This window comes from Verrucosispora sp. SN26_14.1 (assembly GCF_004307965.1).
GTDB lineage: Bacteria > Actinomycetota > Actinomycetes > Mycobacteriales > Micromonosporaceae > Micromonospora.
This window is the reverse complement of sequence record NZ_SISL01000017.1, coordinates 25314-39028: the sequence shown is the minus strand read 5'-3', so window position 1 is coordinate 39028 and position 13715 is coordinate 25314. Positions and strand designations below refer to the sequence as shown.

14 protein-coding genes are annotated in these 13715 nt (G+C 73.1%); 3 read left to right on the top strand and 11 right to left on the bottom strand.

Going from position 1 to position 13715, the window contains the following annotated elements; genetic code table 11:
- A partial coding sequence (locus tag EYA84_RS03705) for a helix-turn-helix domain-containing protein (RefSeq protein ID WP_131051584.1) occupies nt 1-378 on the bottom strand: 378 nt, incomplete at its 3' end.
- A 95-nt stretch (nt 379-473) separates the two neighbouring features.
- On the opposite strand from EYA84_RS03705, the gene EYA84_RS03700 reads away from it, so the two are divergent.
- Together EYA84_RS03700 and EYA84_RS03695 are read left to right on the top strand one after the other, a co-directional pair.
- Nucleotides 474-1385 (top strand): MBL fold metallo-hydrolase, encoded by a 912-nt coding sequence (locus tag EYA84_RS03700; protein ID WP_176092689.1) that lies wholly within the window; start codon nt 474-476, stop codon nt 1383-1385.
- Nucleotides 1386-1464: 79 nt separating this feature from the next.
- Nucleotides 1465-2172, top strand: coding sequence for an SDR family NAD(P)-dependent oxidoreductase (locus EYA84_RS03695; RefSeq protein WP_131051583.1), 708 nt, complete (start codon nt 1465-1467; stop codon nt 2170-2172).
- Nucleotides 2173-2218: 46 nt separating this feature from the next.
- Here EYA84_RS03695 and EYA84_RS03690 read toward each other — a convergent pair whose 3' ends face one another.
- The 7 genes from EYA84_RS03690 to EYA84_RS03660 all read right to left on the bottom strand — a co-directional run bounded on the left by EYA84_RS03690 (nt 2219) and on the right by EYA84_RS03660 (nt 10383).
- The gene (locus EYA84_RS03690) at nt 2219-2671 is read right to left on the bottom strand and encodes a nuclear transport factor 2 family protein (RefSeq protein ID WP_131051582.1); all 453 of its coding nucleotides are present in this window, start codon (nt 2669-2671) and stop codon (nt 2219-2221) included.
- Nucleotides 2672-2700: 29 nt separating this feature from the next.
- A complete protein-coding gene (locus EYA84_RS03685; protein WP_131051581.1) occupies nt 2701-3504 on the bottom strand; it encodes an AfsR/SARP family transcriptional regulator in 804 nt (267 codons plus the stop codon).
- A gap of 189 nt (nt 3505-3693) precedes the next feature.
- Nucleotides 3694-4449, bottom strand: coding sequence for an ABC transporter ATP-binding protein (locus EYA84_RS03680; RefSeq protein ID WP_131051580.1), 756 nt, complete (start codon nt 4447-4449; stop codon nt 3694-3696).
- A 3-nt stretch (nt 4450-4452) separates the two neighbouring features.
- Entirely contained in the window at nt 4453-6525 is a 2073-nt protein-coding gene (locus EYA84_RS03675) for a dipeptide/oligopeptide/nickel ABC transporter permease/ATP-binding protein (protein ID WP_131051579.1), read from the bottom strand.
- Complete coding sequence (locus tag EYA84_RS03670; RefSeq protein WP_131051578.1) at nt 6522-7532, bottom strand: ABC transporter permease; 1011 nt, start codon at nt 7530-7532, stop codon at nt 6522-6524. Before EYA84_RS03670 ends, EYA84_RS03675 begins: the two co-directional genes overlap by 4 nt.
- Nucleotides 7529-9085: an ABC transporter substrate-binding protein gene (locus tag EYA84_RS03665; protein ID WP_131051577.1), complete on the bottom strand. Its 1557-nt coding sequence runs from the start codon at nt 9083-9085 to the stop codon at nt 7529-7531. Before EYA84_RS03665 ends, EYA84_RS03670 begins: the two co-directional genes overlap by 4 nt.
- Nucleotides 9086-9174: 89 nt before the next feature.
- Nucleotides 9175-10383 carry an MFS transporter gene (locus EYA84_RS03660; RefSeq protein WP_131051576.1) on the bottom strand — a complete coding sequence of 403 codons (1209 nt, stop codon included), beginning with the start codon at nt 10381-10383 and terminating at the stop codon, nt 9175-9177.
- 154 nt (nt 10384-10537) lie between these two features.
- Between EYA84_RS03660 and EYA84_RS03655 the strand changes: the two genes are divergently transcribed.
- Nucleotides 10538-11356, top strand: a complete 819-nt coding sequence (locus EYA84_RS03655; RefSeq protein ID WP_131051575.1) for an MOSC domain-containing protein — start codon at nt 10538-10540, stop codon at nt 11354-11356.
- Between the two features lie 65 nt (nt 11357-11421).
- Here EYA84_RS03655 and EYA84_RS03650 read toward each other — a convergent pair whose 3' ends face one another.
- From EYA84_RS03650 to EYA84_RS03640, 3 genes are read right to left on the bottom strand one after another with little or no spacing between them, the layout of a single operon-like run.
- Nucleotides 11422-11757: a VOC family protein gene (locus tag EYA84_RS03650; protein ID WP_131051574.1), complete on the bottom strand. Its 336-nt coding sequence runs from the start codon at nt 11755-11757 to the stop codon at nt 11422-11424.
- Complete coding sequence (locus EYA84_RS03645; protein ID WP_131051573.1) at nt 11754-12737, bottom strand: LLM class flavin-dependent oxidoreductase; 984 nt, start codon at nt 12735-12737, stop codon at nt 11754-11756. Before EYA84_RS03645 ends, EYA84_RS03650 begins: the two co-directional genes overlap by 4 nt.
- A 6-nt stretch (nt 12738-12743) precedes the next feature.
- Nucleotides 12744-13715, bottom strand: coding sequence for an enoyl-CoA hydratase/isomerase family protein (locus tag EYA84_RS03640; protein ID WP_131051572.1), 972 nt, complete (start codon nt 13713-13715; stop codon nt 12744-12746).

The following is a 13715-nucleotide window of genomic DNA, read 5'->3' as shown; positions in this document are numbered from 1 at the left end:
CCACGATCGGGCGGCGCGGGTCGGGTCGCCGGCCGCGGCCCGCTCCTCCCCCTCCCGTACCCGCGTGTGGACCACGCCGAGGTCGGTGTCGAGCGGGTCGACGCGCAGGCGGTAGCCGTGCCCGCAGGTGACCACCCGCGCCGGCACGTCGGCGTGTGCCAGGACCCGGCGCAGGTGCATGACGTACGTCTGCAGGGTGGTCGCCGCGCTGCGCGGCGGATGGTCGTGCCACAGCTCCCGCATGCAGGTGGCGGCCGGCACCACCTGGTCGGCGCGCAGCACCAGCAGGCCGAGCAGTTGTCGTTGCTTGGGCGCGGTGGGGCCGGCGTCACCGTCGGGGCCACCGACCCGCAGGCCACCCAGGACGTCGATGGTCATCGCCGGACCTCCCGGTCGAGACGGCTTCTCCAGCCGGAACCGAGCCCGGTTGGGCTCACTGGGGGCGGTGACCCCGCGGTGCGACCGGAGGTGAGATGACGGACCAGCCAGGAGCCACGCTGGTGCCGGTGGCACCGGACGTGTACGCGTACGTCCAGCGGCCGGGCGGCTGGTGTGTCGGTAACGCCGGCATCGTCGTCGGCACCGACCGGGTCGTGGTGGTGGACACCGCCGCCACCCGCGATCGGGCCCGGGCGCTGCTCGCGCAGGTACGCCGGGTCGCGCCGGACCGTCCGCAGGTGGTGGTGAACACCCACCATCACGGTGACCACGTCTTCGGCAACTGCGTCTTCCCGGCCGACGCCGAGATCGTGGCGCACGACCTGGCGCACGCCGAGATGGCGCGGACCGGGCTGGCCATGCGCGAACTCTGGCCCGACGTGGACTGGTCCGGGATCCGGCTGCGCCTGCCCGACGTGACGCTGCGCGAGCAGCTCACCCTGGACCCCGGCGGGGTACGCGTCGAGCTGATGCACGTGGGTCCCGCGCACACCACCAACGACGTGGTGGTGTGGCTGCCGCAGCGGCGGGTGCTGTTCGCCGGGGACGTCGTCTTCTCGGGACGGACGCCCTTCGTGCTGATGGGATCGGTGACCGGGTCGCTGGACGCGCTGGCACGGCTCCGGGCGCTGCGACCCCGGGTGGTGGTGTCCGGGCACGGTGAGGTCACCGGGCCGGAGGTCCTCGACGACACCGAGGCGTACCTGCGCTGGCTGCGGGGGCTGGCCCGGCGGGGCCTCGCCGACCGGCTGCCCGCGTTGGCGGCGGCCCGGAGCGCCACCGGGCATCCGTTCGCCCACCTGCCGGAGGCGGAGCGGCTCGTCGCCAACCTGCACCGGGCGTACGCGGAGGAACGCGGCGAGGTGCCCGGGGCGTACCTGCCGTCGCGGCCGGTCGTCCGGGAGATGGTCCACCTGCACGGCGGCCCGCTCGTCACGTCGGTGTAGCGGTGGACGACGGTCGGTGCGCTGCACCGGCCACGACAGGACCGGACCGGTGGTCCGGCAGACGCGGAAGGGAGTTCTCATGGTCCTCAAGGGAAAGGTCGCGGTGGTCACCGGCGGCACGGCCGGCCTGGGCAGGGTCATCGCACGGGCACTCACCGACGCCGGCGCCACGGTGGTGTCCGCGTCGCGTGGCGCACCGGAGGACGGGGACCGGTTCCCGGTCGACGTGACCGACCGGGCCTCCGTCGACGCGCTGGTGGCCGGCGTGCAGGACCGGTACGGCGGGTTGGACATCCTGGTCGCCAACGCCGGGATCAGCCGACCCGGTCCGCTGGTCGGCCTGCCGGTGTCGCAGTGGGACGAGGTGCTCGCCACCAATCTCACCGGCGTGCTGCACTGCGTACAGGCCGCCGCGCCCCTGCTGCGGGCCTCCGGTGCCGGACGGGTCGTCACGGTCAGCTCGTTGCTGGCCCGGCGGCCGATCGTGGGGGCCGGCGCGTACAGCGTGTCGAAGGCGGCGATCGAGACGCTGACCCGGGTTCTCGCCGCCGAGTTGGGCGGCGACGGCGTCACCGTGAACGCCGTCGCACCCGGCGTCGTCGACGAGGGCATGGGTCGCCAGATCCTGGCCAACGAACGGCTCTGGGGTCGGCTGCGCGGATCGCTGGCGTCGGGCCGGGCCGCGACCGGTGACGAGGTGGCCCGGGCGGTGCTCTTCCTCGCCTCGCCGGACAGCTCGTACGTCAACGGGCACGTGCTGCACGTCGACGGCGGTCTGGACTACTAGCCCGGACGCCGTGCGGCGGCGGTCCGGACCGGACCGCCGCCCCGGCTCAGGTCCCGTCATGGGCGACGTGGCGACGGCGGACGAACCAGCCGTCGCCGCGCCGTTCCAGGACGTCCTCGGCGGTGGTGCTGAGGTACACCCGCGCCTCGCCACCGCCGCGCGAGGTCTCGAACACCGTCGCGTAGTAGCGGGTCCGCACCGTGTCCTCGCCCGCCGGTTCGGCCGTCACGGCGCCGTACCAGTGCCGGCGGATGAGCCCACGCTCGGCGATGCTGTCCATTCCGCGGCGCATGGAGGCGGCGATCGCGGACCGGCCCCGGCGCGGTTCGGGCTTGACGTTCTGCGCGAACTCGCCGTCCTCGGTGAACTGGTCCGCCCACTCCTCCGCCCGACCCTCGTCGAGGAGCTGGAAGTGCCGGGCGTAGAACTGCAGGATCTCGGCGTACGTGCGGGCGTCGATGACGGGCGGGCGGGTGCGGGCGGGCTCGGTGACCGGCATGGCTGCCTCCTTCGCGACGGTGACGGTGGTCAGTTGACGAGCAGGTGGTGCACACTGCGGTCGGCGGACGACCCGACGGGCAGGTCCAGGGCGGGTTCGGCGCGCAGCACGGCCCGTTCCAGGCGTTGTAGTCGCCGTGACGGCTCCAGCCCGAACCGCTCACCGAGCGTGGTGCGCAGGTGCCGCAGCTCGGCCAGCGCCTCGGTGGTACGGCCACTGCGGTACAGCGCCAGCACCAGTTGGGCGCAGAGGTTCTCGTGGGTGGGATGCCGGCGTACCAGTGTGCGCAGCTCGCCCAGCAGCTCGCGGTGCCGACCGATCCGCAGGTCGGCCTCGACCCGCTCCTCCTGCACCGCGAGGTGCACCTCGCGCAGGCCGTCGAGACGACCCCGCAGGATCGGACCGGCCTGCACGTCGACCAGGGCCGGGCCGCGCCACATGTCCAGCGCCGCGCGCAGCAGCCGGGCCGCCTCCGGGTACCGGCCGGCGGCGAGCGCCTCGCTGCCGTCGCCGGCCACCCGCTGGAAGTCCTCCAGGTCCAGCTCGCCCGGCTCCAGGTGCAGGGCGTAGCCGCGTTCCCGGGTGACGATGCGACCGCCGTGGCGCGGCTCCGCCTCCAGGCGCAGCACCCGGCGCAGGTTCATCACGTACGTCTGGAGTGTGGAGTGCGCGCTGTGCGGTGGTTGCTCACCCCACAGCTCGTCGACACAGTCGTCGATGGTGACGACGGTGTTGGCGTGCAGGAGCAGGAGTGCGAGTAACTGCCGTTGCTTCGGCGCGCTGGGCAGTCGCCCCGGCATCATGGTCAACGGACCCAACACCTTGAACCGCATGTCTCCCCCTTGTCGCGCGATGTCGCAGCGACCAGGACTATGCCGAGGAGCCCTTTCGATCCCCTTACCGCCGGGCGCTCCCCAGTTCACTGACCTCCTAAAACCTACTGAAAAGATAGGCTTTCCCGAGGGGTCGGATGTAAGGAGGGGTCCCCTGCTATACACCAGGCGATAGCAGGGGACCCCTCCTTACATCCGGGGGGCGGCGGCGAGCAGCGTGCGGGTGTACGGGTGGCGGGGCGCGGCGGTGACCTGCGCGGTCGCGCCCTGCTCGACGATGCGGCCCTGGTGCATGACCGCGATCCGGTCGGCGAGCTGCCGGACGACGGCGAGATCGTGGGAGATGAACAGGCAGGCCAGCCCCAGGTGGTCACGAAGGTCGCAGATCAGGTTGAGGACCTTCGCCTGCACCGACACGTCGAGCGCGGTGACCGGTTCGTCGCAGACCAGTAGGCGGGGACCGAGCGCCAACGCCCGGGCGATCGCCACGCGTTGCCGCTGCCCGCCGGAGAGGTCGCGGGGTCGGCGGTCAGCCGCCGGTGGGTCCAGCCCGACGAGGTCCAGCAGTTCGGCGACCCGCGCGGCCCGGGACCGGGCGTCGCCGATCCGGTGGATGTGCAGCGGCTCCGCCACCGCCTGCCGCGCCGTCTGGCGAGGGCTGAGGGTCAGGTAGGGGTCCTGGAAGACCATCTGGATCTGCCGCCGGTGCGCGCGCAGCTCCCGACCGCGCAGCCCGTGTACGTCCACCCCGCCGAACCGGACCACACCCGTGTGCGGCCGGTGCAAGCCGGTGATCACGCGGGCGAGTGTCGTCTTGCCGCATCCCGACTCGCCGACGAGTCCGACGATCTCCCCCGCGTCGACCCGGAGCGTGACCTCCTCGACCACCCGAGGGACTGCGCGGGAGCCGGAGTAGCCGGCGCTGACCTGGTCCACCCGCAGCATCGGTCAGCCACCGTCCCGCTCACCGACGGCGGCCGGCAGCTCGGCGCGGCCGGGCGCCCGCAGGCACGCCGACCGGTGCCCGATCCGTGGGTCCACCGTCACCGGTATGGGTGTCTCGTGGGCGCAGGCGGACACCGCGATCGGGCACCGGGGCGCGAACGCACAGCCCGGCCCGTCGTCCGGGCCGGCACCGGAGCGCCCCGGCATGGTGCGGAAACGGGTGCCGGGTGCCGCTCCCGGTCGGGGCACGGCGTCGAGCAGACCACGGGTGTACGGGTGGGCGGGGTCACCTGTCACGGCGTCGAGCGGTCCGGACTCGACGATCCGGCCGGCGTAGACGACGGCGACCCGGTCGGCCAGCCGGGTCACCACGGCCAGGTCGTGACTGACGATGATCATGGACATGTCCAGCTCCTCGCGGAGGCGGGCCAGCAGGTCGAGCAGGTGGGACTGCACGGTGACGTCCAGGGCGGAGGTGGGTTCGTCGGCGACCAGCAGGGCGGGTCGCCCGGCGAGGGCGACGGCGATCTGCGCGCGTTGCCGCATCCCACCGGAGAGCTGGTGCGGATGGCGCCGGGCGACGGTGGCCGGGTCGGTCAGGCCCGCCAGGCGCAGCAGGTCCTCGGTGACGCGGCGGGTCACCGCCCGGCCGCCACCGCGACCGGCGTTGCGGACGGCCTCGTCGACGTGCGCGCCGATGGTCCGCAACGGGTTGAGAGTGGCGAGGCTGTCCTGGAAGACCACGCCCACCCGGCGGCCGTGGAGTCGGCGGCGGGCGGACGGGGCGAGGCCGACGAAGTCGTGGACGTCGGGTCCGATCCGCAGCGTCGCCGAGCCGGAGACGGTCGCGCTCGGGTCCAGCAGGCCGAACGGGGCCAGCGCCGAGGTGGTCTTGCCGCTGCCGCTCTCGCCGACGATCGCCAGGATCTCGCCCCGGGCCACCTCGTAGTCGACTCCCGCGACGACCCGACGCCGCCCGCCGCCGGACGGATAGCTGACCACGAGGTCGCGGACCCGCAGCAGGCCACCGTCCCGCACGCCGCGAACCGCGTCGTCGCCCGGAGCGGAAGGTCCGCCCGCAGCGTGAGGTCCGCCCGGAGCGGAAGGACCGCCGGCACCGGGAGAACCGCCGGCAGCCACGGCGTCACCGGGAGCGGGAGCCCCGGCGGGAACGGGAGGTCCGCCGGGAGCAGGGGACGCGTCGGCCGACGGCGGACGCGGGATTCGCGGGCGCGTCGGGAGCACCCACCGCAGGATCGAGGGGCGTTCGTCGCCGGCCGCCAGGCGCTCGCCGAGCAGGTTGCTGGCGAACACGATCGCGGTGATCGCGATGCCCGGCGGGTACGCCAGCCACCAGGCCGAGCCCAGATGCGGTCGCCCCTCGACGAGCATCTGGCCCCACTCGGCGTGCGGGGGCGGGATGCCCAGGCCGAGGAAGCTCAACGTGGCCACGCCGAGCACGATGGCGCCGACGTCGGTGCTGGCGTAGACCAGGCACGGGCCGAGCGCGGGCGGCAGCAGGTGCCGGCCGAGAATGCGGGCGGGTCCGGCGCCGAGCAGCCGCAGGGCGTCCAGGTGCGGGCTGTCGCGCAGACCGGCGACCCGGGCGCGGGCGATGCGGGCGTACGGGGACCAGGCCCACAACGACATCGCGATGACGAGATTCTCCGTGCCCGCACCGCGTACGCCGACGACGGCCAGCGCCACCAGCATGCCGGGCAGCGAGACGGCCATGTCGACGATCCGGGCCACGATCCGGTCGACCCGGCCGCCCAGGTACCCGGCGATCGTGCCGACCACCACGCCGACGGTCACCGAGATCGCCAGGACCGCCGCGGTGACGGTGAGGGAGATCCGCGCGCCGTGCAGGATCCGGCTGAGCTGGTCGCGACCGAGCTGGTCGGTGCCGAGCAGATGCTCGGTCGACGGGGGCAGCAGGCTCGCGGCCAGGTCGTTGGCGGTCGGGTCGGCCGGAGCGAGCAGCGGCGCCAGCAGTCCGACGACCGCGAACACCAGCAGCGGCAGCGCCACCATCGCGGTCCGCAGGTGTCCGGTGATCCTCGGGAGGCGGCTCACGTCGGCTCTCCCCGGACGGCCGGGACGCGACGGGTCCCGGGTGGGCCGACGGTGCGGCGCGATCGCGGGTCGACGAGCCCCTGCACCACGTCGGCGAGCCGGTTGGCCAGGATGAACCCGCCGCCGAGCAGGAGCGCGCTGGCCTGGAGTGCCGGTACGTCGCGGGCGGCGGCGGCCCGGACGAAGTAGGCGCCGAGGCCGGGCCAGCCGAAGATCTGTTCCACCACCACCGTGCCCACCAGCAGGGTGCCGATGGTGAACCCGGCGACCGACAGGATCGGCCCGGCGGCGTTGGGCAGGCCGTCCCGGAACACGATGGACAGCGGTGAGCTTCCCCGGGCCTGCGCGGCCAGCACGTACGGCCGGTCGAGCGCCTCGCGCAGCGTCACGGCCACCACCCGGCTGAGGACACCGGCCGCCGGCAGTCCGAGCACCGCCATCGGCATCACCCAGGTCGCCGGGCCCGCCATGCCCGAGGTGGGCACCAGGCCCAGGCGGAGCGCCAGCAGCAGCACGAGCAGGTAGCTGAGCCAGAACGCCGGTACGGAGGTGGCCAGCAGCGCCCCGACGCGCAGAGTGCCGCGCAGTGGGCCGCGACGCAGCACCGCCCCGGCGACACCGACCACCACCCCCACCGTCAGGGCGACCACGGTGGAGCCGGCCACCAGGCCGAGGGTCACGCCGATCCGGTCGGCGATCTCGGGTCCGATCGGTGTGTCGGTGCGCAGCGACACACCGAAATCGCCGGTGACGGCGTCGCGCAGCCACCGCACGTACCGCACCGGAGCCGGGGCGTCCATGCCCAGTTCGACGCGGACGGCCTCGACCTGTTCGGGGGTGGCCGGGCGGCCGGCCCGGGTCGCCGCGAGCATCGCCGCCGCGTCGCCCCGGGCCAGCAGGACGAGGGCGAAGGTGCCGGCGGAGAGCGCGAGGAGTACGCCGACGGTGTCGACGGTCCACCGTGCGACCCGACCGCCGACGCGGCGCAGCCACCCGGCCCCCGTCACCCGAGGGTGACCCCGGTCAGTTCGAGGTCCACGTCGCTGGGCGGCACGGCGAAGCCCCGCACCCGGTCGCGGACCGCCCACAGGCGCGGCCGGTACGCCAGCGGCACGAACCCGACGTCGGCGGCGACCGCGTCGTACAGGTTCTGGTGGGCCGCCGCGCGGGACGCGGGGTCGCGGGCGTACAGCGCCTTGTCCACCAGGTCCTCGGTCTGCGGGGTGACCCACAGCGGGGCCCTCGCACCGCTGGTGAACAGCGACACGATCGAGCTGGACGGGTCGTACGGTGCGCCGAGGGTCTCGAAGAACGTCAGGTCGTAGCGGCCCTCGGCCCGCTCGTCGTAGTAGGTGGCGGCGTCGACCGGGGCGATCTCCACGGTGATGCCCACCTCGGTGAGGGCGGCGGCGATCGCCGAGGCCATGGTGCGGGGGTCGAGTTGGCCCTCGGCGGGGGTGGCGGGGACGAGCAGCCGCAGGGCGAGCGGCGTGCCGTTCTTGGCGCGGGTGTCGCCGTCGCGGGCGTATCCGGCGGCGTCCAGGACCCGGTTCGCCGCCGCCCGGTCGAATCCGATCGGCAGGTCGGTGCCGGAGTCCGGCACGTCGGGCGGGAACACCCGCCGGGCCGGCTCGGCGTAGTCCAGCAGCAGTGTCCTCGCCAGGGAGGTGGTGTCGACGGCCCGGCTCACGGCCTCCCGGACGGCGCGGTCGCCGGCCGGACCGTCCGGGTTGAACCCGAGCATGATGGAGACGTCCGGCGCGCCGGTGAGCAGCGTGACGTCGTCGCGTTCACCGAGGGCCCTGGCCTCGATCGGGGTGATCGGCGCGAGGTAGGCGCCGCCGATCAGGTCGATCTCGCCGTTGGTGAGGGCGTCGGCGCGCGCCTGGGAGTCCGGGATGACGCGGAACTCCAGCCGCTCCACCTCGGGTCGGCTGCCCCAGTAGTCGTCGTTGCGGGTCAGCACCGCACCGGTGGCGCTGGTCGAGTCCAGTTTCCACGCGCCGGTGCCGACCGGCTGCCCGAACGTGCCGTCGGCGGCCACCGACGCCGGGCTGAGCAGCCGGACGGGACGGACGATCGACAGTTCCTGGAGCAGTGGCTCGTACGGTTCGGCCAGGGTGAGACGGACGGTGTCCGGGTCGGGGGCCTCGACCGTGGTGATCACCCGGGACGCGCGGAAGAAGGAGAACCGTTCGTTGCCCACCCAGCGGTCGAAGTTCCACTTGACGGCGGCGGCGTCGACCGGCGTGCCGTCGGTGAAGCGGACGCCGTCGCGCAGGTCGAACGTGACCTGCCGGCCGTCCTCGGCGACGGTCCAGGACTGCGCCAGCCCCGGTTCCAACGCTCCGTCCCGGCCGTAGGTCACCAGCGGCTCGTAGAGGGCGTCGAGCAGCAGGAAGTTGCCGGTGAACGCGTGCGGGTCCAGCGCGCCGGACTCGGCGCTCAGCGCGATGCGCAGGGTGGTCGACGAGGCGGTGTCGTCGGCACCGGCACCGCAGGCGCTGGTCAGCGCCAGCGAAACAGCGAGGGCGGCAACGAGCGGACGGGGTCGCGGCACGAGTTCTCCCGGGGTGCGTCAGCCGGCGGCATTGCGGTGGCCGCTCGATAGGTCTAGTCGGCGAGGCGGCGTACCTGGTTCCCGCGACGTCACCGTGGACCCGCGGCTCGGGACCCGGCCGTCGCGTCCCGGCGACGCCGGACCAGCGCGCGTCCGCCCAGCAGGAGCGGCGGAAGCAGTACGCACTGGGCCGCCACGGCCAGCCAGAACCCCGGCAGCAGCCCGGCCGCCTCGAAGGCCCCGTACGCGTTGCCGCCGACCACCCCGCTGAGGAAGGAGCCGACGCCGACGGCCAACCGCTGCTGGCCGAAGACCACCGTGGCGGACCGGCGCGACCGGGCCAGCGCCTCCAGGTCGTTCTTGAGGAACAGCACGGCGTTGCCGAGGCTGATCACGGTCACCCCGACCAGGAGGCTCGACCAGTGGCCGGCGGCGAAGGCGACCATCCCGACCGCCAGGCAGCCGAAGCCGACGGCCATCGCCGGCCGGTACGCCATCCGCCCGACCCGCTCGGCCACCAGCGGCTGGGCGAGCGCCAGGCCGAGGGAGTACCCCATCATGGCGGCCCCGAAGACCAGGGTGGCCACCCGTCCCTGCGCATAGCTGGAGAGGTACTGATAGAACTGCATGTAGAGATAGATGGAGAGCGCGGTCACGGCGAACGGCAACACCGCCACACCGGACAGCACCCGCCGGAACGGCTCCACCGGCACGGTCGGTGCACCCGACGGCTCGCGGGGCAGGAACAGGTGCCCGAGCGCCAGACCGGCGTAGAGCGCCGTGACGACGGTGAACATCGCCCCGGGGTACCGGATGAGCAGTGCTCCGACCACCGGTCCGAGGGCGATGCCGAGGTTCCCGGCGGCGTTGCCGGCGGAGACCAGGCGGGGCCGGGCCTCCGGGCCGACGCCGTGCACCAGATATCCCCGGTACGCCGGTGAGTAGAGCGCGCCGCCGGCCGAGATCAGCACCAGACCGGCGACGGTGAGCCCCGGCCGCCCCTCCCCCGCCAGGAACCCGCATCCGCCCAGCGTGTACAGCACCGTCGCGCCGCGCAGGCACCGTTGCAGGCCGATCCGCTCGGCCAGTGCGGCGGTGACCGGTGCGCTGGCGAACTGCACCAGGGTCGCCACCCCGAGCAGTACGCCGATCTGCCCCATGCCCAGGCCCATCCGCTCGCGCAGCAGCACCGCGAGGTACGGATAGATCGAGAACGAGCCGACGTTGACCAGCAGGCCGCTCGCCAGCACCGCCCACTGCGCGCCGCTGAAGGACCGCGCCGCCCCGCTCCCGGGCATCCCGCTCCCCCGCCTTCGCCGTCCGGCACCGCAACCGCTGTCGATCGCCTCCACGTACCGCGTCGTCCGACAGGCCGGTCGAGTTCCCGGCGTTCCGTCCGGTGACAGTTAACCTCGGACGGTCCAGGTTGGTGGGAACGCAAGGAAGGCAGCGATGCCGAAGGTCGTCGCGCTGCGGCGCTATCCGCTCAAGAGTGCACGGGCCGAGATCCTGCCGGAGGTCGACGTCGAACCGGCCGGCCTGCGGGGTGACCGGGTGTGGGCGTGCGTCGACGGGCAGGACGCGACCATCGGCAGCGCCAAACACCCGCGACGGTGGGGACGCCTGCTCGACGTCGGTGCGACGCTGCGCGACGGCGATCCCGAACCGACGCTGACCCTGCGCGTCGACGGCCACGAGGTGCGGGCCGGGACCGCCGAGGCGGAGACGGTGCTCGGTCATCATCTCGGCCGCCCGGTGCGACTGATCCGGGAGGTGCCGTCCGACCCGAGGCTGCACCGGACCCTGCCGCAGGACGCGGGCCTGGTGCCGCAGTGGATGGACGACGTACCTCCCGGCCAGGACACCGTCACGGCGCTCGCCGGAGCACAGCCCGGTGGACGCTTCGTCGACTTCGGTGCCGTACACCTGGTGACCACCGGCGCGTTGTCCACGTTGGGCGCACGCACCGGCGGAGCCGGCGCGGTCGCGGCACGTTTCCGACCGAACCTGGTGCTCGACGCGCCCGGTGATCCCGAGCCGGGTCAGGAACTTCGCCTCGGTGACGTCCTGCTCCGGGTGGTCGTACCCACGCCCCGGTGCGTCGTCCCCGGGCTCGCCCAGGCGGACGTACCCGCCGATCGCGGCGTCCTGAGCGCGCTGGCCCGGCACTACCGCGTCCCCGTGGCCGGGTTGGGCCAGGCGGCCTGCTTCGGTGTCTACGCCGAGGTGGTCGAGCCCGGACGGCTACGCACCGGCCAGCACGTGCACTGACCTGCGCATCGCCGCAAGGGTGGTCTGCGGCCGGTCTGTGCCGCGCGGGCTCCGATGGACGGCGGTCAGGCGAGGCGCTGGTAGACGACGAGCGGGTTGCCGCCCGGGTCGACGACGACCGCCCGTCGCTCGTGCGGGCCCACTACGACGTCGCCCGCCGTGCCGCCTGCGGCCGTCACCTGCGCGAGGCAGGCGTCCAGGTCGTCGACCTGGATACTGAGCAGGGTCCGGCCGGCGACGGGTTGCTGTGACGCGTCGGCCAGTCCGACGGTCACCGTGCCGTCGGTGAGCGCGGCGTACCGGTCGCCGTCCCGGAAGCGGACGGTCAGCCCGAGACGGGTGTAGAAGTCGAGCTGGGCGTCCAGCTCGTCGGCGGGGACGATCACGTGTCCGATCTTCATGTGCGGAACCTCGGCATGACCTCGCGGGCGAAACGTTCGACGATCCGCATCGAGTCCTCGATGGGCTGGCCGAGCCACTGCGCGCGGAAGACGAAGTGGTTGAATCCGGCGTCGGCGAAGTCCTGCACCTTCGCGGCGATGTCGTCGGGGGACCCGAAGAAGAGTGCCCGCTCCTTGATGGCCTCCCACTGGGATTCGAAGAAGTCCATGCCGTACTGCACGTACTCGCCGTAGGAGCGGCGGACCGCGTCACCGGCGAGGGCGTACGCGTCGTCGAAGGAGTCGGCGACGCAGAGGTCACGGTGGATCGGGAAGACCGCGCCCTCCTCGCTGAAGCCGGCCGCCCGGCGCTGTTCGCGGTAGTCGGCGAGGTTGCCGACGGCCCAGTTGCGCCGGACGTTGGACGGGGCCAGCCAGGGCAGTCCCTGACGGGCGATCCGGGCGATGCCGGTGGGGCCGTTGGCACCGACCCAGACCGGCGGGTGCGGCTGCTGGACGGGCAGCACGCTGCACCGTACGCCGTCGAGGGTGAAGTGCCGGCCCTCGTGGTGGACGGTCTCGCCGGTCCAGAGCCGCTGCATCACCGCGAGCGCCTCGTTCATCCGGGAGACCCGGGTGCGCCGGTCGATGCCGAACGAGTCGAACTCCACCTCGCGGTAACCGGCGCCGATGCCGAGGACGAAGCGGCCGCCGGACATCTGGTCGATGGTGGCGATCTCCTCGGCCCAGTGCACCGGGTGCCCCAACGGCAGGATGAGGATCCCGGTGCCCAGCTCCATCGTGCCGGAGTGGTCGATCAATCGGCTCAGCAGCGGCAACGGCTGGGGGGTCCGCAGCGACGACAGGTAGTGGTGGATGCCGTAGACCGAGTCGTAGCCGAGGTCACGGATGTGCTGCACGTACTCGACGGTCTCGCCGAGGCGTCGACCCAGGTCGTCGTCGTACGCGTACTGGTGGTCGAGCAGGACGCCGAACTTCATCGCGGCCTACTTCTCGCGGGCCCGGGAGTCGCTGAGCCGGAAGTACGGCGCGACGAGCCGGTCCCGGTCAGCCAACGCCTGCGCGATGCCCTTCTCCCGCCGCTCCTTGAGGAAGTTCCAGTCGCCGTCGGCGAAGCTGACGTTGGTGGCCCAGCCGTGGCCGACCCACCCGGTCATCGCGCCCAGACCCTTGCCCCGCGCCTCCATCACCACCTGCATCATCGACTTGCCCATCATCAGCGAGTCCAGCGGCATGACGGCGATCGCGTCGGCGTAGTCGTCCACCCAGCGCGACAGTTCCTCGCGCTCGACGACCTTGGTGACCAGGCCCTTGCGTTCGCCCTCCTCGGCGCCGATGGCCCGCATGGTCAGCATGACGTCCTTCATCGTCGTCAGGCCGACCTTCTCGATCCAGTGGTACATGTCCTGCGGGGCCGGGCCGAGGTAGCGGAACGCCGGGTGGGTGAAGCGGGCGTCGGGGCTGGCGATGACGATGTCGGCGGAGAGCGCGATCTGGAAGTGCCCGCCGTAGCAGTAGCCCTGCACCTGGCAGATGGTGGCCTTCAACGACTCGATGATGGGCCGGGTGAAGCCGGAGCTGAGCACGTTGCGGTCGGGCAGGATGCGCTGCCGCTGCGCCGGGCGGCGGCGGGACGCCTTGTCGGTACCGGTCTTGTAGCCGATGTAGTGGCCGAGTTCGGCGGCGTCGGCGCCGGTGCCGAAGTGGTCGCCCTCCCCCTTGAACACGATGACCTTCACACGGTCGTCGGTCTCCGCCTCGCGGACCAGGTCACCGACGCGTTCGAAGGCGGCGACGGGGATGGCGTTGAGCCGGTCGGGGCGGTCGAAGGTGATCGTCGCGACGGACCGCTCCTCGTCCACGTCGTACCGGACGTACGTCGCGAGGACCTCGGGGTCGACCTCCATGTTCTCGACGTCCCACTGGTCTGCCAGCAGCTCGGCTTCGGTCTTCTTCAC